Source organism: Mesorhizobium sp. M1182 (assembly GCF_040318335.1).
Classification (GTDB): Bacteria; Pseudomonadota; Alphaproteobacteria; order Rhizobiales; family Rhizobiaceae; genus Mesorhizobium.
Window position 1 is genome coordinate 183125 of the sequence record NZ_JAMYMD010000001.1, and the last position, 24991, is coordinate 208115.

Below are 24991 nucleotides of genomic sequence, written 5' to 3' on the forward strand. Positions count from 1 at the left end.
CATCGCCGATCATTTTCCTCCGCTCGAACATCACATATGCAGCTGTCCCCGAGCCTCTGCGGGATTGGCTGCACGAGGCAGCCTAAGCTCGATCAAGTGGCGACGAGGTGGCCGTCGCCAACATCTTCGAGCTTGAGTTTCCGGGGCTCGTCACCGATGCGCCGCACAGCGCTTGGAATTTCGCTGTCCAAACGGGCGAACCGGGCGCGGCGCCGGCCTGGATCGGGAACCGGAACGGCTTCGATCAGCCGCTTTGTGTAAGGATGGCGCGGGTTGGAGAAGATCTGGTCGCGGGTGCCCATCTCGACGATCTGCCCCAGATACATTACCGCCACGCGATCGGAGATGTTCTCGACCACCGCCATGTCGTGCGAGATGAAGAGATATGCGACGCCGAATTCGCGCTGCAGCTCCTTCAGCAATCTTAACACGCGCGCCTGCACCGACACGTCGAGAGCAGAGACGCTCTCGTCGGCAATGATCAGCTTTGGTCGCAGCGCCAGCGCCCGCGCAATGCAGATTCGCTGGCGCTGCCCGCCGGAGAATTCGTGGGGATAGCGCTCCATCTGGTCAGCCGAGAGGCCGACGCGTTCGAACAGGGCGGCGATCTGGGCATGCCGTTGCTCTCTGTCGCCGAGGCCGTGGATCAGCAGAGGCTCGGCGACGAGATCGCCGACCCGCATGCGCGGATCGAGGGACGCGAAGGGATCCTGAAAGATCATCTGCACATTGCGGCGGACAGCCTTGCGCTCCTTGCGGCTGAGCGCCGACAAGTCCTGGCCGCCGATTAAAATGCTGCCGGTGTAGGGCACCAGCCCGGCGATCGCCTTGGCCGTCGTCGACTTGCCGCAGCCCGATTCGCCGACCAGCGACAGGGTTTCGTGCGGCGCGATCGAGAAACTGACGCCTTCGACCGCGTGCACCCTGCGGTCAACGCGGCCGAAGAAGCCGCCGTGCAGGTCGAAGCGGACGTGAAGATCGCTGACAGATACAAGCTCGGCCGGCATGTTGGCGGCGTCTTGTCGTTCTTCGACGGTCCGTCCGCCGCCAATGCGCGGCACGGCGGCCAGAAGCTCGCGTGTATAGTCGGCCTGCGGGCGATTGAAGATGTCAGCCGCGCTGCCCTGCTCGACCATCCGTCCGTCACGCATGATGATGACGCGGTCCGCCATCTCGGCGACGACGCCCATGTCGTGCGTGATCAGGATAACACTGGTGCCGTGCTCGCGCTGCAGGTCGCGCAGCAGTTCCAGCACCTCACCCTGAACCGTGACATCGAGGGCGGTCGTCGGCTCATCGGCGATCAGCACGTCCGGGTTCAGGGCCAGAGCCATGGCAATCATCACGCGCTGGCGCATGCCGCCTGAGAGTTCGTGCGGATAGTGCTCGAGCCGCCGTTCGGCATCCGGAATTCGGACTGCCTTCAGCGCCTCGAGCGCCCTCAGCCGCGAGTTGGAGCGCGACATCGAGGTGTGTGCATCGATCGCCTCCGTGAGCTGACGGCCGATGGACAGCACCGGATTGAGCGATGTCATCGGTTCCTGAAAGATCATGGCAATACGGTCGCCGCGGATGCGGCGCATGCCGCTCTCGCTGAGAGCCGCGAGGTCCTGATCGCCGAGCCGGATGGAGCCTGATCCGATGCGTGCCGCCGGCTGCGGCAGCAAGCCCATGATGGCCAGCGCCGTCATCGACTTGCCGGAACCGGACTCGCCGGCGATGCAAAGCGTTTCGCCGCGCGTCAGGCCGAATGTCAGGTCGGAAACGACGTCGCGCTCGCCCTCCTCGCCGCGCACGGCGACGCTCAGGCCTGAGACGCTGAGTACCGGCCTGAGAGAGCCACTCTCCGCGGCGGCCTGCCTGGATCGTTTGATGTCCTCCACCTTCATTCAAAGACGCAGCGGGGGAAGTAGAACGAAACCACCCAGTTGGGCATGTCGACGATCTCGCTGATGCGCAGGTCACCGCAAACCGAGACGAGCATATAGGCATCTACCGGATCCATGCCGTAGCGGCCGGAGAGCAGGTCGATCATCTGGGAAACGGCACTCCTGGCGCCGTCCATCAGATCCGGCCCGATACCGGTTGTCACCTCGTAGCCCTTGGCGTCGAGATGCCGCGACACCGGACCGGGCGTTGTGAAACGCGGCGTCCGCAGCCGGGCATCCTTGACCAGATCGAGCGTCAGCACGGCGTTCATGGGGCTCTCGATCGCCGTGCCGCAGACCTCGCCATCGCCTTGCGCGGCGTGCGTGTCGCCGACCGAGAACAACGCGCCCGCGACCTCTACGGGCAGGTAGAGCACCGTGCCGGCGGCGAGATCGCGGATATCCAGGTTGCCGCCCACGCGCCGCGGCGGAACCACCGAATGCAGACCCGGCTCAGCCGGGGCATTGCCGATGGTGCCGGCGAAGGGCTTGAGCGGCACCCGGCCGCTCTTGCCGAACAGCGCCGGTTCGAGCGAGGCGGCGTCGTACTTCCAGATATTCAGTGCCGGTTGGGAGAAGTCATTCGCCAGCAGACCGAATCCCGGGATGTTCGCCGTCCAACCGAAGCCTGATGGCTTGAACGCCTCGATGGTGATTTTCAGGGCATCGCCCGGTTCTGCCCCGTCGACATAGATTGGCCCAGTGACCGGGTTCACCTTGGCAAAGTCGAGCAAAGCAACGTCGTCGATGGTGCTCTCCATCGTCAGCTGCCCGCCGGACGAGTCCAAGCACTGGAACTCGATCGTCGCCCCTGGCGCCACCCGTTCGGCCGGGACAAAGGAATTGTCCCAGCCGAAATGATGGTGGCGCCCGTGGATGGTGTAGTCGCAGTTATTGCACATCGGTCACATACACATTGTCGTAGTTGATCGGGATGTGGACCGGGTCGACATAGAGGTTGTCGGCGCCACCCATGCGGGTTGATTTCATGGTGAAACGCTGCTCGTTGAAGACCGGTGCCCAGGGCGCGTCTTCCATGATCTTGCCGTAGATCTCGCTCCACATCTTGGCGCGTTCGCCAGCCCTGGCCGGGTCGACGATGGAGTCGGCTTCGGCCGCCTTGGCGTCGAGCGCCTTGTTGCAATACCACGACCAGTTCCAGCCGCCCGGGACGGCACCAGCACAGCCGAGGATCGGGCCGTAGAAGTTCGACGGATCGGGGAAGTCGGCGATCCAGGCCATGCCGCCGGACCAGATCATCGGCGCACCCGCCTTGTCGCCGCCGGCGGCGATGACGTTGGCCTGCGCGAGCGACTGGATGCTGGCCTTGATGCCGACCGCCGCCAGATCCTGCTGAATGGCCTGCGCGATGCGCGGGTTGGGATCGGTGTTCATGGCAAACAGCTGCGTGTCAAATCCGTCGGGATGCCCGGCCTCGGCAAGCAAGGCCTTGGCCTTGGCCACGTCATAGGGATAGCCCTTGAATTCCTTGTCATAGCCAGGCATCGACGGCGGCAACGGCTGATTGGCCGGCACCGCACGGTTGTTGATCAGCTGGACGATGCGGTCCTTGTTGATCGCCATGTTGACCGCCTGCCGCACCTTCACGTTGTCGAAGGGCGCCATGGTGGTATTCATGGTGATATAGCCGGTGTGCAACTGGCCGCCCTCGACGACACGGGCCTTCTGCTCGGGATCGGCCATCACCTCCTGGAATTTCGCCGGCGGAATGCCGTCGCCGGGAACGTCGATCTCGCCTTTCTGGAGCCGCAGCAGCGCCACGATCGGCTCCTGGCCGATCTCAAAGGTGATCTTGTCGAGATGCGGCAGACCCTCGTGCCAGTAATCCGGGTTGCGCTCGAATACGACGCGCTGGCCGAGCGTCCATTCGGCGAGCTTGAAGGCGCCGGTTCCGACCGGATGTTTGCCGAAGTCTGCGCCGTATTTTTCGACTTCTTCCTTCGGCACCACATGCGAGAAGTTGATCGCCATGACATGCAGGAAGGTGGCGTCGGGCCGGGTCAGCTCGAACTTGATCGTGTAGGGATCGACGACGGTTATGCCCGCCAGGCTCTCCGCCTTGCCGGCAGCGACGTTGTCATAGCCTTTGATCGAGCCGAAGAAACCGGCACCCGGGCTCTGTGTCTTTGGATTGGTGACCCGGTCGAGCGAATATTTCACGTCGTCGGCGGTCATCTCGCGGCCATTGTGGAACTTCACTCCGTGGCGCAGCTTGAAGGTGAAGGTCTTGCCGTCGGGCGCAATCTCGTAGCTCTCGGCAAGGTCGGGCCGCAGGTTGGTGGTGCCCGGCTCGTAGTCCATCAGCCCGTCGAACAGGCTCTTGATCATCGACCAGTTCTGCCAGTCATAGCCGATGGCCGGATCGAGCGTGGCGACGTCGTCCTTGTAGGTGATGGTGATCGCGCCGCCCTGCTTGGCATTCGGATCGACGGCGTCTTCGGCACGTACGCTTGTCATGCCAAGCACCAGCGCAAGCGCCGATGCCGCCACGGTCGATATTAGATATTTTCTCATGTCATGTTCCCTTTCTCTGGTTTTCTTGGTTTTCATCTGAGCTTGATGCGTGGATCGATGAACGGTGCGACAGTGTCGGCCAGGAGATTGCCGAGCACGATGGCAAAGGCCGAAACCAGGGTGACCCCCATGATGATCGGAATGTCGATGCGCTGAATGGCCTGCCAGGCTAGCTGGCCGATGCCTGGCCAGCCGAACACGCTTTCGACAACCACGATGCCGCCCATGAAGATGCCGATATCGATGCCGATCATGGCGATGACCGGCAGGATGGCGTTGGGCAGCGCGTGCCGGAGGATAATGGCGCTGCGTGCAAGACCCTTGGCACGCGCGGTACGCACGTAGTCCTGGCGCAGCACGTCGATCATCGACGAGCGCATCATGCGGGCGTACCAGCCGGCGCCGAGAATTCCCATGGTCAGCGACGGCAGCACCAGATGACGCCAGGTGCCGTAACCGCCGATCGGGAACCAGCCGAGCCGCACCGCGAACACATAAAGCAGCATCAGGCCGACGACGAATTGCGGCGCCGAGACGCCAACGAAGGAGGCGACCATCAGCGACTGGTCGGTGGCGGTGCCACGCTTGACGGCGGCGATGAGGCCCATCGTCAGCCCGATCACGACTTCGCAGGCAATGGCGCCGACCATCAGCAGCAGGCTTGCCGGCAGCCGCGAGACGATAAGCTCCGTGACCTCCGAGCGCTGAATGTAGGAGCGCCCCAGATCGCCGCTGAGAAGGCTGGTCAGATAGTGCCAATACTGGACGACGAAGGGCTGGTCGAGGCCGAGCTGCCGGCGGATGTTTTCGACCGTCTCGGGTGTGGCGCTGCGGCCGGCGATCTGGCGGACGGGATCGGCGGGCAGCAGGTAGAGCAGCGCAAAGGTGATCAGAGAGACGCCGAGCAAGATGAGCACCGACTGGACAACGCGGCGGCCGAGATAGGCGATCATGCCCGCCCCCTTTGCGTCGGATCGAGGATGTCGCGCAGTGCGTCACCGATCAGGTTGAAGGCCAGCGCCAGTGCCAGGATCGCCGCACCGGGAAAGAAGACCAGCCAGGGCGCGGCCTGGAAATAGGTCTGGTTCTCGAAGATGATGTTGCCCCATGACGCGGTCGGCGGTTGCACGCCGATGCCGAGATAGCTGAGCGTCGCTTCGAGCAGCACCGTGGTCGAAATACCGAGCGTGCCCCAGACGATGATCGTCGGCAAAAGATGTGGCAGGATATGGCGGAACAGGATGCGTGGAGCGCTAGCGCCGATGGTGCGCTCGGCATCGATGAACTCGCGTTCGGAGAGCGAACTTGTCTCGGTGTAGATGACGCGGGCGGTCTGCACCCAGTTCACCAATGCGATCACCATGGCGACGATCCACAGGCTCGGCTGGAGCACCGCCGCCAGGCAGATGGCGAGCAGCAGCGCCGGGAAAGCCATCATCAAATCGGTGAAGCGCATAAGCGCGCTGCCGATCCAGCCGCGGAAATAGCCGGCGGTGATGCCGACCAGCGTGCCGATCAGAAGCGCCACGCCATTGGCGACGATGCCGATGATCAGCGACGTGCGCGCGCCGAATAGGAGACGGGTCAGCAGGTCGCGGCCAAGCAGGTCGGTGCCCAGCCAGAACTGGGCTCCCGGCGGCAGTGGCGCGCCTTCAAGCGTGAGCCCGTCGAACATCTGCTCGTTTGGATCGTAGCCTGTCAGCCACGGTGCAAGAATGGCGCCGGCCAAGACAACGGCAATAATCCCGAGGCCGAGCAAAGCGAGAGGCCGTTTTAGCAGACGTCGCCAGACGCCGGCGCGAGGCTTGGCTGGCATACGCCCGGCGGCCGAAAGCTCAGGCGCGATCGGATTGGTCATCGTCGCCTTCTTCTTGTGTCATCGCCACGATCCTGCGCGCGGCTTCCTCGACACTGATTTGCCAGCTCATCGCCAGCGAGCGGAGCTGCGCATAGGCACGGCCGTCCTCGGCGCCCTTCGACAAGACCTCTACCGCGCGTACGATGGTCTGGCGCTCCGCGACCCGCTGACGAAGCGAGGCAATCTCGCTGGCCAGAAGCTTGCGCGCCTCGAAACTCTGCCTTGCGATTAAAAGTGCGCTATAGACGCCGGCATTGCCGACCGGTTTCAGCAACTGCGCATCGGCCTTGTGCGACAATGCCCATTCGACGCGCCCCGGCGCCTCGGAGCCGATCAGTGCTATCAGCGGCATCGGCGCCTCGCCCGGCTTCCACGGAAATTGCTCGTCAAAGCCGAGATCGACGTCGAAGAAGACGAAGTCCGCCGCCAAGGCTTCGGCCGGCAGTTCCGGCCAGAAGCCAATCGCCTCAAGGCCGATGGCCGACAATTGCCTTGTGATCGCCTGCACGGTCGGATGTGGACGATGCAGGACAAAAGCCCTGGCGCCTCCAAGGTTCGGGATACGCGCCATCTTGCTCACGACACCACCCGCAGGCGTGGCCGCCCGAACGTCTCCGTCCGGTCATAGCGGGAAAGGTAGGGATCGGGTGCCACGCCCTTCGTCAGTGTGACCGTTTTGAACGATGTTCCATCGATACGTCCGATTAGCACCGGCAAGGTAGCATGCTGGGTTTGCTGGTCGATGGCGATGTCGCCCAGCGGCGTTCGAAATGATGTTTCGGAAAAGACCTTGGGAAGGTCCGTCCATTGTGCACCGGGGTTAAGGGTGAGGATCTCGGCGAGCATGCGCACCGAGGCATAAGCCGCCGCCTCGAAGGATGAGGCCGGCATGACGGAAGGCACTGGAACCGCACCGCGATCCGCCCCCGAGATGTCGTGAAAATAGGGCCCAACGGAAAGGTGGCCATCGCCTGCCCCGTTGAGCGCCGGCAATTCGCATTCCGTGAGATTGCAGGACAGGATCGGGCAACGCTCCGGCCTGAAATGCGGGTCGCGCCGGCCAAGCTCCGCATAGGCAGCGATGAAGGCATAAGAAGAAGGGCCGATGAGATTGTTCAGAATGAAATCAGGTCTCGTCGCCTGTATCTCCGCGATCAGCCGCGCAACATCGACCTCGCCGAGCGGCAGATAGCGTTCGCCCAGCACCTTGCCGCCAGCGTCCGCAATCAGGTCGCGCGCCACGCGGTTGGTCTCCCAGCCCCAGATGTAGTTGGAACCGAGCAGGAAGCCATCGGCGCCGAAACGAGGCACGACATAGGCGAGCAGCGGTACGAGATGCTGATTGGGGCAGGCGTGTGTGTAGACGACATGCTCGTTGGCTTCGAAGCCCTCGTACGGGCAGGCGTACCACAGCGTGCCGCCTGCCCTTTCCAGGATTGGAATGACCTCCTTGCGGCTCCACGAGGTGACGCAGCCAATGATGTGACGCGCGCCGCTGTTGGCGAGAATGTCCGCGCAGCCGCTTGCATAGCGATCGATGTTGCCCTGCGGGTCGCGCTCGATCGGGATGAATTCGAATGGGATAGCGAGATCGCCGTTGACGTCGGCGATGGCGTTCATCGCACCCGCACGGCAGGATTCGGACACCAGCCGGTAGTTGCCGGACCGCGAATAGAGAATGCCGATGTCGATATGCCGTTTCAAGCAATGCCTCAAAAATGACAATGCCCCGCAGCCACCGCCGCAGGGCGAGGCATACGAGGCATTCTTGCCGCCCGGCGGTCGGAGCCGGTATTTGTCCTCACCGTATTACGCCCGCGCTCCCAGTCAAGAGCCGCCACGCGAAACTTTGGCCAGCCGAAACGGTTCGGCGCGCAGCACGCAACTCATGCCGCTGGTCGTTTAGAGTCCGCCAGGAACCAAAATTGCTGATGTCCAGCTATGGGGCCCGGACAAACCCGGTTCGCTACCATTCAAAGCAACGACTTTAATATCGGTTTACCTGAATCTGCTAGCAGCAATGACGCCGGTTTTCGTCGGTCAAGCAAAGGGTTCCACCTTGCCGCAGCAATTCAGCACTCCGTTCGGTCACCGGGGCGATGCCAACTGGCCGAGGTTGCACGGCTTCATGGGCGTCGAGTTGGAACGCGCGCCCGATGTTCTCGTGCCTCGCGTCGCCTTGGCCCGGAAGCTCGGTGGATGGGACTTTGGTGGCGGGAGCCGGGCTTGAGCGTCATTCGCGCCTTGCAAGGCGCCGACCTCCCGGCAGTTGCGAACATGTTTCAGCGCGTGCTGTTGAAGGAGAGGACCGAAGCGCCGGCCTCTCTCGTGGAATACATGCAACGGTTTTATCTGGATGCGCCCGGTTGCGCAGACAACCTCCGGTCGCTTGTCCATGTCAACGACGCCGGTCGCGTCTCCGGATTTGTCGGCGTCCACGTCCTGCCGATGACGTTCAACGGCCGACAACTACGCGCGGCCATCTGTAGCTCGCTCATGGTCGAGGACCATGAGCACGACCCGCTGGCCGGCGCCCGCTTGCTGAAAGCTTACCTGGATGGTCCGCAGGACATCTCCTTCAGCGAGACGGCCAACGATATTTCCGTGAAATTGTGGACCCGGCTGCGCGGCGTGGTCCTGCCGCAATACAGCCTTGACTGGGTCCGTGTGATGCGCCCCGCGGCCTTCATGCTCAGCCTTTCCGCCAATCGCATGGCGCTTGCGCGAATGCTCAATCCGCTGGCGCGTGCAGTCGACCGATTTTACTGCAGAAGGATGACGTCCAGCGAACGACGTTGGTCGGGTGTGGCGGTGGACGGGGCAGGCCACGGAGCATTTCGTACATCCGAAATCGACAGCCATGCATTTGCCAGGCTCATCGAACCGTTTACCGCTCAATTCGCCCTGCGGCCTGACTGGACGGAAGATCAACTCGACCACATCCTGACAGATGCGGCACAAAAGCCGGATCTGGGGGAGCTTGTCTACGTTTGTGTGACGTCGCCAGTCGGCACCAATGTCGGCGCTTTCGCCTACTACGCACGGAAGTATGAAATTGGTCGCGTGCTGCAGATCTTCGCCCTTCCCGGCCAGGCGGGCCCGGTGATTGACTGCCTGATCGATCACGCCGCCGCGCGCGGCGTCAGCGGCCTGCGCGGACGTATTCAACCTGCACTTCTGGAGGCGATGCTTGGACGACGCATTGCTTTCCTGACCGTTGCCTCAACGGTGGTACATTCACGCGATCCAGAGCTTTTGGACGCGATGAAGAACTCGCAAGTCTTCCTGAACGGCCTTGCGGGCGAGCAGTGGAGCCGGCTTATCGGGAGCCGCTTCAGCTAGAGCGGGATGCGTTCAAGTTGAAGCGGGCATCCCGCTCTAACTATTTATTTTAGGCGCGTTTCCACTTGGCTGCAGAATGCTTGGGTCAAAACCCAATCACTCTGAACGACCGAGTTCGACCCTTTGCCGTCATCCAGTTGGGAGCGTCGCATGACGCTCCGTGACCCAATCACGACGCTCACTCCGGTCAGTGGTAACGTCCGGATTTGGCGCGCGATTCCGACCTCAGCGAACGAAGTTATGACACGCCATTCCAGTGTATGCTTGCTTCGCCAAATTGGGTGTGCGCTGCAATAGCAGCCCGAGACAGTCGCGCTTGCCGAAGGGGCTGTCGGCTTTGACGGGATTGGCGTAAGCTACAGTTAAGGGGGTGCACACATGCACCGCATCATCGCCATACTGATCTTGGTTCTCGCGGCCGTGTTCAGCTCCGCACGGGCGGAGGTGCTGATCGGCGTCTCGGCTGCGATGACGGGACGGCTCGCCTGGATCGGCGAGCAGGGACAGCGCGGCGCGGAGATGGCAGTGGCCGACGTCAACACGGCGGGCGGCGTGCTCGGCCAGAAGGTGAGGCTCATCTCGGTCGACGACTTCTGCGATCCCGAGCAAGCTGTGGCGGCCGCCAAGAAGCTGGTGGCTGACGGGGTCGTGCTCGTCGTCGGGCATTATTGCTCCGGGGCCTCGATCCCCGCATCAAAAGTGTACGAGGAGGCGGGCGTCGTTGAGATATCCCCAGGCTCGACCAATCCGCAGCTGACCGAACAGGGCCGTGCCAATGTCTTTCGCACCATTGGCCGCGACGACGCGCAAGGTTTCATCGCTGGCAACTACCTTGCCGATCGCTGGGGCAACAAGAAGATTGCGATCCTCCACGACAACTCGACCTATGGGAAGGGTCTCGCCGACGAGACCAGGAAGCAGCTGCACAAGCGGGGCGTGACTGAGGCCGTTTACGACGCATACATTCCCGGGAAGGACGACTATTCGGCCGAGGTCGCTACGTTGCGGACCGCCGGCGTCTCCGCCTTATATGTGGGTGGGTATCATGCCGAGGTTGCGCTGATTGCTCGCGCTGCACACGACAGTGGCTACACGGTTCAGCTCATATCCGGAGATGCTTTGGCGACCGAGGAATTTGCCCTGATCGCCGGCCCCGCGGCGGAGGGGACCCTCTTCACGTTCCCGGCGGACGCGAGGCGAAGCCCCGAAGCGGCCGCGGTCGTTGAGCAGTTCCGTGCGGAGAATTTCGAACCCGCGGGCTACACGCTGTTGAGCTACTGCGCGGTCCAGGTTTGGGCCCAGGCGGTCTCGAAGGCAGGTTCGCTGGAGCCGAAGGCCGTCATTGCGGCACTGCACGAACAGGAATTCGACACGGTGATCGGCCGGGTCGATTTCGACGACAAGGGCGACCTCACGAAGCAGAGCTGGGTTTGGTACGTCTGGCGCGGCGGAGAGTACGTGCCGGTTGAATAGGGTTCGCTGATCGCCGGCGTGCCGGCTGAGATGTCTAGTCTGATGCAGACCAGTGTGGCCGGACTGTTCCGACTCGCCGAGATGCTTGAACGCCTCGGCATACGTGGCCGGCTGTTGCTCGCCTTTTTCGGGATCAGCGCCCTTGCGGTGCTGGCAACGGCTGCGGCGCTTTATGCCTTCCTCCAGGTTGGCGACGTCGTGGACCGAATTACCACGGATCGAGTGCCGTCGGCGCTCGCCTCCCTCCAGCTGTCGCGCCAGGCCGAACGGGTCGCTGCTGCCGCGCCATCGGTGCTGGCAGCGACAAGCAGGGCTCAGCACAGCGAGGTCTCGGCTGCCGTCGCGCTCGAGATGTCCCGCCTCGAGGCCCTGCGCACGGACCTCCGGGATGCCACGTTGGGCACAGTGCCTTTGGCCGAGATTGAGGAAGCCGCGATTGTTCTGAGGCGCAACCTGAAGGAGCTCGACTCTCTTGTTGTCGCCCGGCTCGACGTGGTCGCCCGCAAGGAGGAGCTCCTGAACCGCCTCGCCGCGACGACAACCGGAAGCCAGCGCCTTGTCGCCACCGGCATCCTAGTGATGGATTCCAGGCTGCCGCAATGGCGGGCGGTCGCGGCCGACACGTCGCTATCGCCCGATCGACGCGCAGCGGCGATGGCCGACCTGGTCCAGGCGATTGCGGCCTACATCCCCCAGCAGAAGGCGCAGCTGGAGATCTCGGCAGTCAACGACGCGCTGGTGAAGGTCGCGAACGCGCCGACGCCGGGCGACCTGGCGTTGATCCTTTTTCCGCTACGCCGTTCGCTCACTGCTCTTGAAAAGGTTTCCACGGAGATCGACGAAAAGCTGCGGACCCGCTTTCGGCAGCGTGTCGATGAGTTCAAGGGCTTGACCGACGGCGAGGACAGCATCCCCAAGGCGCGGGAGGACGAGTTTGCTGTCCTGGCACAGGGCGAAAGGCTTCTGGCCGAGAACAATCGACTGTCGCGCAATCTCACCGCTGGCGTCGATCGCCTGGTCGCCACGGCAGACCAGGAGATCGCTGCGTCCGGTCGCGAAGCCGCGCTCGTCCAGCGCTACGGCACCGCGGTTGTGCTCGGCTCCGCCTTCCTCAGCCTCCTGAGTTCGGTTCTGGTTGTCTGGCTCTATGTCGACCGCAGCCTCCTCGCCCGACTGGGGGCCGTGAGCCAGGGCATGCTCGCGATTGCGGGGGGCAACCTTCGTGCGCCGCTGCCAGCCGCGGGCAGCGACGAAATCGGGCGCATGGCCGAAGCGCTGAGACTTTTCCGGGATACTGCCGTCGAGGTCGAGGAAAAGAACCTGCGCGACGTTGCGGAAGCTCGTCAGCGGCTCATCGATGCCATCGAAAGCATCTCCGAAGGATTCGCTCTGTACGACGGGGAGGACCGGCTCGTCCTCAGCAACAGCCGCTACCGCGAATTGCTCTACGCCGGTCTGGAGACCGAACTGACGCCCGGCACGATATTCGAGCAAATCATTCGCCGATCCGCTGAGCGCGGCTACATCAGGGACGCCGAGGGGCGGGTCGAGGAGTGGGTCGCCGAGCGCCTCTCGCGGCACCGCAACCCTGGCGAACCTTGGGTGCAGCGGCGAGGCGACGGGCGATGGGTCATGATCAGCGAGCGGCGGATCAGCGCCGGCGGCACGGTCGCCGTCTATTCGGACATCACTGAGCTGAAGCAAAGGGAGGAGAACCTCGCCGAGAAATCCGTGGTTCTGGAGGCGCTTTCCAGCAAGCTGGCGAAGTATCTGGCGCCCCAAGTGTATCGCTCGATATTCACCGGCCGCCAGGAGGTCAGGATCGCCAGCCAGCGGAAGAAACTGACAATATGCTTCTCCGATATCGCGGGCTTTACCGAGACCACTGACAAAATGGAATCCGAGGATCTCACCCAACTCCTCAATCACTATTTGACGGAAATGTCGAAAATTGCTTCGGATCACGGCGCGACGATCGACAAATATGTCGGCGACGCGATCCTGATGTTTTTCGGCGATCCCGAGACTCGCGGCGTCAAGGAGGACGCGCTGGCTTGCGCGCAGATGGCACTTGCAATGCAAAAGCGGATTAGCGAGCTTGCCGAAGTCTGGCGGGACATGGGGATCGAAACACCGCTGCGCTGTCGCATCGGCATCCATACCGACTACTGCACCGTCGGTAACTTCGGCAGCGAGGACCGGATGGACTACACGATAATCGGCGGCGCCGTGAATCTCGCCTCGCGCCTGGAGCAGGAGGCGCCGCCGGGGACAATCCTCATTTCCTACGAGACGTTTGCGCAAGTGAAGGACGCAATCGACTGTGAAGAACTGGGGCAAGTCCAGGTCAAGGGGATCGCTTATCCCGTCGCCACCTACCGCGTCATCGATCTGAAGGCCAATTTGGCGGCCGCTCGTCGTGCTGTTCGGACCGAGCTGCCGCACTTCAGGTTGGAACTTGAACCGGAGCTGATGTCCCCTGACGAGCGTGGCGATGCCGCCAATGCACTTCGAGACGCGCTGGATCGGCTTCGTCACAAGCCTGGGTAGTAGGGCTTGGTCCACAACGACCCCTCCCAATGGACACAAGGAGTGGGATGTGGGACGCCGCTCATTGGCGCTGTCGATGCGAAGGCCGCAGAACGGTCGCGGTCAGTCTTCGAACTCGGGCGGAACGTCGGCATCGGAGCCGAGACTTAACATTCACGGCATCACTGGCATGGGTCCGGATATGGCGCAACGTGCTCGTTCTCGCAGATGAGACGAACGGCAACTTCCCGCCCATCTCGGCCATGACGGCGGCCTGGGACGTGGCCGGTCTCGAAGCAGGTCAGGTACCGAGTTCTTCGACTTCCTCGACGAGTTGCGGACGCATGTGCAGATAACGCGTCGCCTTGCGTTTGGCGATGATATCGGCCCAGACGTGTTCCACTTGTGAGGCGGCCAACCCCGCCGCCTGCCCCACCACCTCAGCCGCCACGCCGTTGTTGAGACCGTAAAGGCAAAGATCCATACGGTCATAGGGAAGCGAGAAGTAGAACTCCTCCTGGGTCTGCGCCAGCGAGTAGGTATCGGTGGTCGGAGGCCGGTTGCGGATTTCTTCCGGAATACCGAGATGGGCCGCAAGCGCATAGACCTGTGTTTTATAGAGGTGGGCAATCGGCTTGACGTCCGCGGCGCCGTCACCGTTCTTCACGAAGAAACCCTGATCGTATTCCAGCCGGTTCGGGGTTCCAAGAACGGCGAAGTTCAGGCGATCCGCATGATAGTATTCAATCTGCTTGCGGGTGCGCTGCTTCATATTGGTAGCGGCGACGACGCCGAGATAGACAGGCAGCGGCATTCTCCGTTTCGTCTGCTTGCCCTCCGGGTCTTGCACCACCAGGGACGAGATATTGTAGCCCCCGCCCTCAAGGGCGTTCGCGATCACGATCTTCGAAGCCCAGCCTTCGCCGTATTCCGGGACCAATTCGCGGATGAAGGCGTCGCGACGCCTGTAGCAGCCCATTGCGCGCAGGATCGGCCCGATATCCTCCGTCACAGCCTCGACACCGAAAGTTTCGGCGACGAGGCGGCCGAGCCGCAGACTTTCAGGATCGGAATCGCTTTCCGGCATGAACAGGCAAAGCACATTCTTGGGGCCAACGGCTCGTACCGCCAACGCGACCGACACGCTCGAATCGATCCCGCCCGAAAGACCGAGCACAAGGCCCCGCTTGCGAAGCCCGCGCAACTGCTGGCGCAAGGCCGTTACGATACGGTCCGTTTCGGTGATCAGGTCGATTGCCAGAGCCTGCGCCAGAAAGGTCCGCGCATCCTCGGTCGGGCGAACATTCATTGCGCGGCCTCCATGGTTTCTGCCGCAAGCCGACGGCTGACCTTGCCGGTATCGGTCTTCGGCAGCTCGCGGCGGAACTCGACGACCTTGGGGACCATGAAGTCCTCAAGGTGGCGTGCACAGTGACGTATGATATCCTTTTCGGTAAGCGCCGGGTCGGACCGTACTATAACTGCGCCGATCGCATGCCCGAGCACGGGATCCGGCACACCGACAACCACCGCTTCCGCGATGCCCGGATGAGCGTGAAGCACGGCTTCCACTTCCTTGGGCGCCACCTTCTCTCCCCGCGACTTTATGATGTCGTCCTTGCGGCCGACGAAATAAAGAAAGCCTTCCTCATCGGCCCTGAAAAGATCGCCGGTGTAGAGAACCTTCTCCCAAGGGTTCGGACCCCGGCGCAGGGCTCGTGCCGTCGCAGCTTCGTTTCGCCAATAACCCTGCATGACGTGCGGCCCGCGAATGACCAGCTCACCCGCTACGCCCGGCGGCACCCGTTGCCCCTCGTCGTCGACGACAAAGGCTTCGGTGTTCGGAATGGCTATTCCGACCGAGCCCGGCCGGCGGTCGAGCTCCTCGGGCGGCAGATAGGTGCAGCGCTTGCATTCCGTCAGGCCATACATCGAATAGAGCCTGACACCGGGGAAAAGGAACCGAAGGCGTTCTATGTGAGGCGGCGGCAAGGCAGCCGCCGTGTTGGAAATATAGCGAAGGCTGGGCAGGAAGCCCGGCGCCAGGTCCCTCAACTGCAGGATCATCGCTGCCATCGTGGGCACGAGCGGAAGCCCGGTGACGCCTTCCTGGCGGATGCGTTCAAAGACCGCCTGGGGAAAAGCGAAGGACTTCTCGAGCACGAGCGTGGCGCCGAGCCTGACGGCCATCAGCAATTGATAGAGGCCGTAGTCGAAAGCGAGGGGCAGAACATTCAAGATGATGTCGTCGGGCGAGTTGCGCAGGTAGTTGGTGATGGAGTCGGCCGCCGCGTCGCAATTGCGGTGCGTCATCATCACACCCTTGGGCCGGCCGGTCGAGCCCGAGGTGTAGATCAACATCGCAAGATCGACGTCAACGCCGCGATGGTCAATCTCCCTGACTTGGACCGTCAAGCACTCCGCCAGGGATGTGGCCCCTGCCGGGCATTGGCTATCGGCAGCAACGGTGGAAGCCACGAAGATGCCGGTCTTGCCGGAGGACGTCTCGCCGGAGGATCCGGACGCCTCGGCGACCACGGGCATCAGTCTTGCTTGCGTGAGGATCGCGGCGGCATCGCAATCGGCGATGATGTAGGCTAGCTTTTCGGCCTTGGTGGATGCGTTGATCGGACTGAAAGTCGCGCCTGCTTTAAGAACTGCGAAAATCGAAACCGCAGCCTCCCAGCAATTGTCCATGAAGATCAGCACCCGGTCGTCGCGCCTGACGCCATTCAAAAAAAGCGCGGCGGCCAAGCGGCTCGAGAGATCGTCCAGCTCTTTGTAGCACAGCCTTTTGTGCTCGGTGATCAATGCCGTTTTGGCTGGATGGGCAGCGGCCTTCGCCGTCAGAAAATGTTCGATCCGCACGGACGCTCCTCACCGATGGCGCCTATGCTGCCAGCGCTTCTGCTTTTGCCTTGACGAAGGCTGAGATACGGTCAATCGAATCCAGATTGGCCGGTACGATGTCGGCATCGACCATCGCTATGCCAAAATCATCCTCTATGAATGCCACTAGCTCCAACACGGCCGTCGAGTCGATGATGCCGTTCTCGATCAGTGATGCGGTGTCTGCAAGCTCGTAGGACGTGTCGCCGAACAGGAAGTTGTCGACGATAAAGGTTTTGACCTTGTCCTTGATTGCTACCATGATTTTTCATTCCCTCGATTTCTCAGGCCGCTCGTGCTTCACCGACCTTTTCGCCGGTGAAAATCTTCTGCCACAGTTGCGCCGACAAAATGCCGACGAAAGCCGCATTGTCGCGGAATCCGGACGCTGGCTGCAAGCGGCATTTCTCGTGCAGGTTCGCCACCGCCTTGGCGTTGAATAGTCCTCCGGAGGCGATACTCGCCTCGCTCAGCGAGTCGCGTACGTAGTCCAATTCTCCGGCTCCCACGAAGGAGCGGGCTTCCGGCGCCCGGTAAGGCTGTTTGGTGCGCTCGCGGATGGCCGTCGGAAGCAGGTGCTTGGCAGCTTTGCGCAATATGTGTTTTTCCACCAGTCCCTTCAGCTTCATCTCCGGCGGAAGTCTTGCCGCAAACTCCACCAAGCGATGGTCAAGGAAGGGGAACCGCCCTTCGATACCGTGCGCCATGGCCATGCGATCGCCCTGGCTGGAGAGGATGTAGCCCGGCAGGAGGAAGCGGGTTTCTAGATATTGCGCCTGATGCAGCGGATGCCACCGGGAAAACGCCTCAGGCAACCGGCTGGCCAGGTCCTCGGCTGCGTCATACCCCTTCAATGTCGCGCGCAGGTCACCGGAAAAGAACATCTTCGCCGCTGATGTGGTCTTGAAACGCGGCCGATGCGAGAACAGCGGATCGTCCAGGGCAGCGCTGCCGGTTCCGAAGAACGCAGCCAGGTACTCCACGGACTGCTGTTGCAGGCCCGGCAGATAGGGATAAAGCTTGCGGAACAGTTGTGGCCTTATGCGCGATGCCGGCTGTCGCGCGCAGAAACGGCGAACCCGCGCTTCCTTGAAGACATCATAGCCGGCAAAGACCTCGTCGGCGCCTTCGCCTGTCAGCACTACTTTCAAACCGGCCTGGCGAACGAGGCCGGACAGTTGATAGAGGGGGGCTGGGGCCGTGCGGATGATCGGCCGCTCGGTAAAGCGGATGACTTCGGGAAACGCACCGGCGATATCGCCGGCACGACACGCAATGGTTCGATGGCGTGTGCCAAGTGCTGACGCCATTTCGGTCTGGAAGGCGCTTTCGTCATGCTCGCCGCTGTCGAACGTCACGGAAAATGTCTGCAGCTTAAGAGGAGTCATGCCGGCCGCGAGTGCCGAAACGAGGGATGAATCGAGCCCGCCCGAAAGGTAAGAACCGACCGGCACGTCGGCGCGCATCCGAAGCCTCACCGCGTCGGTCAACAGGGCCTGCAGTTCCTCGGCCGCGTCGTCCTCATTGGTGATCTTCGATGGCCTATCCGGATACGGGTAGTCTAGGTGCCAATATGGTTTGACCGTGACTTGCCCCTGTGTCGCGATCATCACGCTTGCCGGCTCCAGCTCGTGGATGTTGCGGAAAGCCGTGCGTGGAGCGATCGGCGCCCACAGCGTAAAGATCTGGTCGAGTGCAATTGGATCGATTTCGGCCGAGACGCCGGGTACCGTCAGCAGGGCCTTTATCTCCGACGCAAAGTAGAGCACCCCGTCCTTGCTGGTGTAGAACAGCGGCCGAACACCCATGCGGTCTCTTGCAAGCACCATCCGCCGCCGCCGGTTATCCCAAATCGCGAAGGCGAAATCACCGTTCAGGAGCGACAGACAGTCTTCGCCCATCTCGTCATACAGCTGCAGGAGAACCTCTGTGTCGCTCGACGTGCGGAAGCGTCGGCCCTTGGCCAGCAGCCCTTCGCGCAATTCCACGTAGTTGAAGATCTCGCCGTTGAACGCAACCGTCAAATCGCCGGTTTCGTCGGACATCGGCTGCTGGCCATCACCAATCCCAATCACCGACAGCCGCGCATGCCCAAGTCCAGCCTCGGGCGCTACGAATTTCCCTTGTTCATCCGGCCCGCGATGGGCGATCGCAGACGTCATGCGCGCAAGCAAAGCTTCCGCATCCCGGACTGAACCGAAATAGCCCCCGAATCCGCACATCCACCCAGCTCATACTGAACAGCAAGCCACGAAACATAGCGGTCATAAGCGCCTCAAAGGTTAATCGGATACGTTTCAGCGAGCATGTGGTTAACAGGATGTTAGGACAAAATGATGCTTTTTGCGGACCGACTTGCGCCCCACTTCAGATGTCAGCTTGAAGGCATCACGGCGAGCGGTGCAAATCACTGCTTCGAGTACGGCCGGTACCAGTCGACAAACTTCTTCAGCCCGTCCTCTATCGAAACGCTAGGCCTGAAGCCGAAATCCCGCTCCAGCGCGGTCATGTCGGCGTAGGTCTTCTCGACGTCGCTCGCCTGCATCGGCTCGTTGTGGCGGATTGCCTTGACCTTGAGCAGCCTTTCCAGAATGTCGATGAAGTCGCCCAGACGCACCGGCCGGTTGTTGCCGACATTGTAGAGCCTGTTCGGCGGAACGTCAGCCGCCGGCGGCTTGTCGAGCACGGCGACAACCGCCTTCACAACATCGTCTATGTAGGTGAAATCGCGCCACATTTCGCCATTGTTGAAGACCCGGATCGGCTTGCCCTTGAGCATCGCCTGGGTGAACATCCAATAGGCCATGTCGGGACGGCCCCAGGGACCGTAGACCGTGAAAAACCGCAGGCCGGTCTGCGGTATGCCGAACAGATGGGCGTAGGTGTGGCTCATCAACTCATCGGTTTTCTTGGTGGCGGCGTAAAGCGAAACGGGCTTGTCGACCTGATCGGCTTCGCTGAACGGCACGATGCGGTTGCCGCCATACACCGAGCTCGACGAGGCATAGACCAGATGCTCGAATGCCGGTTCGGCGCGACAGAATTCGAGCACTTCGAGGTGGCCCATGACATTGGAGCGGATATAGAGCCGCGGATTGTCGAGTGAGTGGCGCACGCCCGCCTGCGCGGCAAGGTGCACGATCCTAACGATGCCTTGCCCGGCCAAAGCGGCTGCAAGCGCGCCCTGTTCGGCAATATCGATCTGGTGGAACGAAAAATCCTTATGGGGCAGAAGGCCGGCAAGCCGCCCCTTTTTGAGCGCCAGGTCGTAATAGTCGTTCATGTTGTCGACGCCGACGACCGCTTCTCCCCGGTCGAGCAGATGGTGGCAAACGTGGCTGCCAATGAACCCCGCGGCTCCGGTGACAAGTATAGGCAACAAGCTTCTCCACGCGCATAGCCGGGCCGGTATCTGGAGCGGCAGATCCGGCCCATTTTGTCGTGCTATAGTCGAAAGCCGAGGTGGAGACCACCATTAAGCTGATGCGTCAGCTTGCCTCGCGCATGGCTTCGGCCGCCTGCAGGTCAACCGACACCAGTTGGCTGACGCCTTGCTCGGCCATGGTCACCCCAAACAGCCGGTCCATGCGCGCCATGGTGATCGGGTTGTGTGTGATGATGACGAAGCGCGTTTCGGTGGTTGCGGCCATTTCGTCCATCAGATTGCAGAAACGCTCGACATTGTGGTCATCGAGCGGCGCGTCGACTTCGTCGAGCACGCAGATCGGCGCCGGGTTGGTCAGGAACACGGCGAAGATCAGCGACATCGCCGTCAACGCCTGCTCGCCGCCGGACAGCAGCGTCATCGTCTGCGGCTTCTTGCCGGGCGGACGCGCCAGGATCTCGAGCCCCGCTTCGAGCGGATCGTCGGACTCGATCAGTTGCAGCTCGGCGGTGCCGCCGCCGAACAGATGCGAAAACAGCCGTTGAAAATGGCCGTTGACCACCTCGAAGGCGGCGAGCAGCCGCTCGCGGCCTTCGCGGTTCAGGCTATGGATCGCCTGTCGCAGCTTCCGGATCGCCTCGATGATGTCGTCGCGCTCGGAGACGATGGTCTCCAGCCGGTCCGACAGTTCCTTCTGCTCCTCCTCGGCGCGCAGATTGACGGCACCGAGCCGTTCGCGTTCGACCTTCAGCCGGTCGAGCTGACGCTCGATCTCGGCCATTTCGGGCATCGGGCTGTCGGGTTCGAGGCCGGTGTGGCGGATAACCAGATGCGGCGGCGTGTTCAGCGTTTCCTGGATGCGCGCCTCGACTTCCAGCCGACGCTCGTCGGCGGCGGTCAGCCGCTCTTCGGCGCGAACGCGGGATTCGCGCGCCTCGGCCAGCGACTGGATGGCAGCAGTCGCAGCCTTGTCCAGCTCGGACTGGCGGTTCTCCGCTTCCTGCAAGCGGTCGCCCGCCGCCTTGCGCAGGCTTTCGGCCTCGGCGAGTTGCGACAGCAGGGCGCGCCGCTTGGCGTCGATCTCGTCGGGGGCGTCGGCCAGTTGCTCGCGCTCGGCCTCGGCCTCCGCCTTGCGTTCGCCGAGCGCCGCGATCTGTGTCGAGGCGTTTTCGGCTCGCTCCACCCAGTTGCACCGTTCCGCGCCGATGGCATCGAGCCGACGCGCACGTGCCTCGGCTTCCCGCCTCAGGCCCTCGTGAACGGCACGCGCATCGGCAAGGGCGGCGCGGTCGCGGGCGACGTTGGCCGCCGACTGCTCGAGCTGCAATTGCAGATCGCCGAGATCGGGCGCGTCCTGCAGCAGCATTTCCGCCTCGACGAATGCCGCCGCCGTTTCCTCATGGCTGTCGACAATGCGTGCGCGCGCCTCGTCAAGTGCTGCACGCCGGCTCGACAGCTCGCCGCCGGCTCTTTCGGCCTCGGCCAGCGTATTGCGGGCAGCATCGAGCCCGTGCTGGGCATCGCGTCCGGCCTGTCGGGCGTTGCGTTCGGCCTCGCTCGCCTGGGCACGCGCCTGTTCGGCCCGGGCAAGGGCTTGTTCAGCTTCGCGCAGGGCGCGCGTGGCATGGACTACTTCGGCATCGAGCTCGGCCAGCCGGTTTTTCTGCGCCAGCCGCTGCGCGGCGGCGGTCGGGGCATCGGCGCTGGCGGTGAAGCCGTCCCAACGCCAGAGCGCGCCTTCGCGGCTGACCAGCCGTTGACCGGGAGCAAGCAGCGTCTGCAGCCGTCTTCCGTCGGCGGCTTCGACAATGCCGATCTGGGCCAGCCTGCGGGCCAGCTGTGCCGGCGCACGCACAACGCTGGCGAGGCTCCTTATGCCTTCGGGCAATGCGGCGTCGGCAGGCTGGATTTCGCTCTGGCCCCAATGCACCGGCGCACTGCGGTCGAGCGGCACGTCGAGATCTTCGCCAAGCGCGGCACCCAGCGCCGTCTCGTAGCCACGCTCGACGCTGATCTGCTCCAGCACCGAGGGAAATAGATCGCCGCTGGCGGCGTTGAGGATCTTGGCCAGCGTGCGGGCCTCGGTTTCGATCCGCGCCAGCTCGGCCTTTGTGTCCTGAACCGGTGGGCGGGCAGCACTTTCGTCTGCACGCGCCTCGGCGACCGCCTGTTCGGCGGCAATGGCGGCTGCCTCGGCCTTTTCGAGCAGCGCCAGCGCCTGATCGACCAGTAGCCGCTTCTCGGCGGGATCGGGCAGGCCGGCGACCCTGGAGACGATCTCCGACAGTTCGCGGTCGACATCGGCAAGCTGGCGGGCAAAGCGGTCGCGGCGCTCAGCGGTGTCGCGCAGCGTCCGTTCGATCTGGTTGCGCGAGGCGGCAGCCTCCGCCCGTTCGGCGGTCAGCGCGGCGAGCCTGACCTCGCTCGAGGCAAGCGTCGATGCCGCCTGCTCGAAAGCCGCGCGGGTGCTGGCCTCGCGCTCGGCGGCGCCGGCGTTTTCGGCATTGAGCGCGGCTTCTTCGGCGGCGAGGCGTTCGAGGATATCCGCATTATCGCGGACCATGCGCTCCTCACGGGCAAGGTCGCCATCGAGCTGTTGCAGTCGGCGGTCGAGCTCTGCCTGGCGGGCGCGGATGCGGCCCGCCTCTTCCTCGATCTGCGCCTTGGCGATCGACAGACGCTGGAAGGCGGCGGCGGCAGCGGCTTCCGCATCGCGCAAGTCCGGCAGCCGGTGGGCGTTGATACCTTGTTCCCTGGCGGCAGCCATCTGGGCGGCGGCACGGTCGCCGACCAGCGCGGTGGCAATCGCCAGCGCCGAACGCGCTTCCCCTTCCTGCGTCTTGGCCAGCGTCCAGCGCAGATGCAGCAGCGTCGCTTCGGCCTTGCGGATGTCGGCCGACAGGTTCTTGAAGCGCGAGGCCTGGCGAGCCTGGCGTTTCAGGCTTTCAATCTGGCTTTCCAGCTCGCCGACGACGTCGTCCAGCCTTTCGAGGTTCTGTTCCGCCGCCTTCAGCCGCAGCTCGGCTTCGTGGCGGCGCGTATGCAGGCCGGAAATTCCGGCCGCCTCTTCCAGCAGCGCGCGGCGCGCTTGCGGCTTTGCCTGGATCAGCTCGCCGATGCGGCCCTGGCCGACCATCGAGGGCGAGCGGGCGCCGGTCGACTGGTCGGCGAACAGCAGCTGCACGTCCTTGGCGCGAGCCTCCTTGCCGTTGATGCGGTAGAGCGAGCCGGCCTCGCGCTCGATGCGGCGCGAGACCTGCAACTCATCGGCGTCGTTGAAGGCGGACGGCGCGGTGCGGTCGCTATTGTCGAGGAACAGCGTGACTTCGGCGGTGTTGCGGGCCGGACGCGTTCCCGAGCCGGAAAAGATGACGTCGTCCATGCCGGACGCACGCATGTTCTTGTAGGAGCTTTCGCCCATAACCCAGCGCAGCGCCTCGACCAGGTTCGACTTGCCGCAGCCGTTCGGCCCGACGATGCCGGTCAGGCCGCGTTCGATGACGAACTCGCCGGGTTCGACGAAGGATTTGAAGCCGAGCAGGCGAAGGCGCGAGAACTTCATTCGCGCCGGCCCATAGCCAAGTTTCGCAACGCTGTTCCGCGGTTTTGCAAGGAGACCCCGCGGCAAGACAAAGAAGTGCGTACGCCGAAGCGACGCCGCTTCGGCGCTGCCGAAACGTCAGAGCAGAGGGTCGATGATGGCCGACATTTCCGCAATCGACATCGCCCCTTTGTAGGTCTTTCCGTTGATGAAAAAGGTCGGTGTGGAATCGACCTTGAATTCGTCGGCGCCGCGCTTCTGGACGGATCTCACATCGTCCAGAAGTTTCTGGTCCGTCAAGCAGGCCTCGAAGGACTCCTGTGTAAAACCGGCAAGCTTGGCGATTTGCAGCAGCGCGTCCTTGGTATTGTTCACACCAACCCAGTTCGCCTGCTGCCTGAACAGCACATCGACCATCGGGAAATAGTTGTCCTTGGAGCATCGCGCCAGCATGAAACCGGCCTCCGCGCTGGGATCGAACGGAAACTCGCGCAGTATGTAACGGGCCTTGCCGGTGTCGATATATTTCGTCTTCAGCTCCGGAAAAGTGGTCTCGGCGAAATGCGCGCAATGCGGGCAGGTCATCGATGCATATTCGACTATGGTGACCTTTGCATCGTCCTTGCCGAGTTGCATGTCGGGCAATGCGCCGGGCTTCAGCAGTGCTGCCATATCGACCGTGCCCTGAGCCTCCGGCGCCGCCGCGGCGGCCGGAGCGGCCGGAGCGGCCGGCTTCGCAGGTTCCGGAGCCGCAGGCTTCACATCCTGCGCCTCGGCTTTCTCGCCCGAGTCGCTGCAGGCGGCAAGCAGCGCCACCGCTGGTATTGCGACCAGCGAAGTCAAAAGGTTTCTGCGGGACAAGGAACGGATCATACGAATCACCTGGCAATAGTTGGATTTTGCAATGCAAAGTCTACAAAAAGCGAGAGTTGGCGCGAATTAAGGCATTACCGCCCCTATTCCAATCGCCAAATCCGGGCATACCATCACGATAGCGCGAGATCACGGTTTCTTTTGACCGAGAATGGTGGCGCCAAGCCGCTCTAGCGAGGCGCGCAGCCCGCCGTCCTCGATCAAACCAACGGTGCCCGACAGCTTCGCTTTCTCGGCCGCAGTCAATGGCCGCAAACTGGGTTTCGGCTTGTCCTTGCCCGCCATTACCGGCTTCTGCACGATCCTGATCCGGCCGATCGCATTGAAACCGAGGAAGGCATTGACCCGGTTGATGATCTCGCCGGTCTCGTGCTGCAGATGCAGCGCCGCCACGCCCTCGCAGGCAACCACCAGCACCGCCGGTTCGAAAGGATCGTCCTCGTGCATGCGGCGCGGCCACTGGATCTTTTCCGGGCGCGAGCGGCCGGCAAGCCGCGGCCCAGCAATTTCTTCCCATGACTGGACCAGTCCGATCGACATACCGGCCCGTTTGCGCAGCACTGGGTCGAGGATCTCGGTTGCGAGATCGCTCACCGGAACGGGATTGCCGAAGGGCCTTTTCCCTGCCATTTGCGTTC

The 24991-nt window shown here is 62.8% G+C and carries 18 protein-coding genes; 3 read left to right on the forward strand and 15 right to left on the reverse strand.

What is annotated here, in order from left to right; genetic code table 11:
* Positions 1–92: 92 nt before the first annotated feature.
* Genes NKH33_RS00825 through NKH33_RS00855 form a run of 7 tightly spaced genes read right to left on the reverse strand, consistent with a single transcriptional unit; the run spans position 93 to position 8025 of the window.
* Positions 93–1889, reverse strand: coding sequence for an ABC transporter ATP-binding protein (locus NKH33_RS00825; protein ID WP_352470627.1), 1797 nt, complete (start codon positions 1887–1889; stop codon positions 93–95).
* Positions 1886–2830, reverse strand: coding sequence for an acetamidase/formamidase family protein (locus tag NKH33_RS00830; protein ID WP_352470628.1), 945 nt, complete (start codon positions 2828–2830; stop codon positions 1886–1888). Before NKH33_RS00830 ends, NKH33_RS00825 begins: the two co-directional genes overlap by 4 nt.
* Complete coding sequence (locus tag NKH33_RS00835) at positions 2820–4463, reverse strand: ABC transporter substrate-binding protein (protein ID WP_352470629.1); 1644 nt, start codon at positions 4461–4463, stop codon at positions 2820–2822. The genes NKH33_RS00830 and NKH33_RS00835 overlap by 11 nt, the downstream gene beginning before the upstream one ends.
* A gap of 32 nt (positions 4464–4495) precedes the next feature.
* The gene (locus tag NKH33_RS00840; RefSeq protein WP_352470630.1) at positions 4496–5416 is read right to left on the reverse strand and encodes an ABC transporter permease; all 921 of its coding nucleotides are present in this window, start codon (positions 5414–5416) and stop codon (positions 4496–4498) included.
* A complete protein-coding gene (locus NKH33_RS00845) occupies positions 5413–6279 on the reverse strand; it encodes an ABC transporter permease (RefSeq protein WP_352470704.1) in 867 nt (288 codons plus the stop codon). The genes NKH33_RS00840 and NKH33_RS00845 overlap by 4 nt, the downstream gene beginning before the upstream one ends.
* Before the next feature lie 19 nt (positions 6280–6298).
* Positions 6299–6901, reverse strand: a complete 603-nt coding sequence (locus tag NKH33_RS00850) for an ANTAR domain-containing response regulator (RefSeq protein ID WP_352455770.1) — start codon at positions 6899–6901, stop codon at positions 6299–6301.
* A complete protein-coding gene (locus tag NKH33_RS00855; RefSeq protein ID WP_352470631.1) occupies positions 6898–8025 on the reverse strand; it encodes a transporter substrate-binding protein in 1128 nt (375 codons plus the stop codon). Before NKH33_RS00855 ends, NKH33_RS00850 begins: the two co-directional genes overlap by 4 nt.
* Positions 8026–8547: 522 nt before the next feature.
* Between NKH33_RS00855 and NKH33_RS00860 the strand changes: the two genes are divergently transcribed.
* From NKH33_RS00860 to NKH33_RS00870, 3 genes are all read left to right on the forward strand, one after another.
* Positions 8548–9663: a hypothetical protein gene (locus NKH33_RS00860; RefSeq protein ID WP_352470632.1), complete on the forward strand. Its 1116-nt coding sequence runs from the start codon at positions 8548–8550 to the stop codon at positions 9661–9663.
* Between the two features lie 378 nt (positions 9664–10041).
* Positions 10042–11136, forward strand: a complete 1095-nt coding sequence (locus NKH33_RS00865; protein WP_352470633.1) for a branched-chain amino acid ABC transporter substrate-binding protein — start codon at positions 10042–10044, stop codon at positions 11134–11136.
* An 81-nt stretch (positions 11137–11217) separates the two neighbouring features.
* Positions 11218–13686 (forward strand): adenylate/guanylate cyclase domain-containing protein, encoded by a 2469-nt coding sequence (locus NKH33_RS00870; protein WP_352470705.1) that lies wholly within the window; start codon positions 11218–11220, stop codon positions 13684–13686.
* A gap of 280 nt (positions 13687–13966) precedes the next feature.
* Here NKH33_RS00870 and nadE read toward each other — a convergent pair whose 3' ends face one another.
* The 8 genes from nadE to NKH33_RS00910 all read right to left on the reverse strand — a co-directional run bounded on the left by nadE (position 13967) and on the right by NKH33_RS00910 (position 24983).
* Entirely contained in the window at positions 13967–14974 is a 1008-nt protein-coding gene (gene nadE / locus NKH33_RS00875) for an NAD(+) synthase (RefSeq protein ID WP_352470634.1), read from the reverse strand.
* Positions 14971–16533, reverse strand: a complete 1563-nt coding sequence (locus tag NKH33_RS00880; RefSeq protein WP_352470635.1) for a class I adenylate-forming enzyme family protein — start codon at positions 16531–16533, stop codon at positions 14971–14973. The genes nadE and NKH33_RS00880 overlap by 4 nt, the downstream gene beginning before the upstream one ends.
* 22 nt (positions 16534–16555) lie before the next feature.
* Complete coding sequence (locus tag NKH33_RS00885; RefSeq protein WP_352470706.1) at positions 16556–16819, reverse strand: acyl carrier protein; 264 nt, start codon at positions 16817–16819, stop codon at positions 16556–16558.
* Positions 16820–16838: 19 nt separating this feature from the next.
* The gene (asnB, locus tag NKH33_RS00890; protein WP_352470636.1) at positions 16839–18776 is read right to left on the reverse strand and encodes an asparagine synthase (glutamine-hydrolyzing); all 1938 of its coding nucleotides are present in this window, start codon (positions 18774–18776) and stop codon (positions 16839–16841) included.
* A 185-nt stretch (positions 18777–18961) separates the two neighbouring features.
* Positions 18962–19933 (reverse strand): NAD-dependent epimerase/dehydratase family protein, encoded by a 972-nt coding sequence (locus tag NKH33_RS00895; protein WP_352917979.1) that lies wholly within the window; start codon positions 19931–19933, stop codon positions 18962–18964.
* A 109-nt stretch (positions 19934–20042) separates the two neighbouring features.
* Positions 20043–23501 carry a chromosome segregation protein SMC gene (gene smc / locus NKH33_RS00900; protein WP_352470638.1) on the reverse strand — a complete coding sequence of 1153 codons (3459 nt, stop codon included), beginning with the start codon at positions 23499–23501 and terminating at the stop codon, positions 20043–20045.
* Positions 23502–23618: 117 nt separating this feature from the next.
* Complete coding sequence (locus tag NKH33_RS00905; RefSeq protein ID WP_352470639.1) at positions 23619–24353, reverse strand: DsbA family protein; 735 nt, start codon at positions 24351–24353, stop codon at positions 23619–23621.
* A 129-nt stretch (positions 24354–24482) separates the two neighbouring features.
* Positions 24483–24983: a DUF721 domain-containing protein gene (locus NKH33_RS00910; protein WP_352470640.1), complete on the reverse strand. Its 501-nt coding sequence runs from the start codon at positions 24981–24983 to the stop codon at positions 24483–24485.
* Positions 24984–24991: the final 8 nt, after the last annotated feature.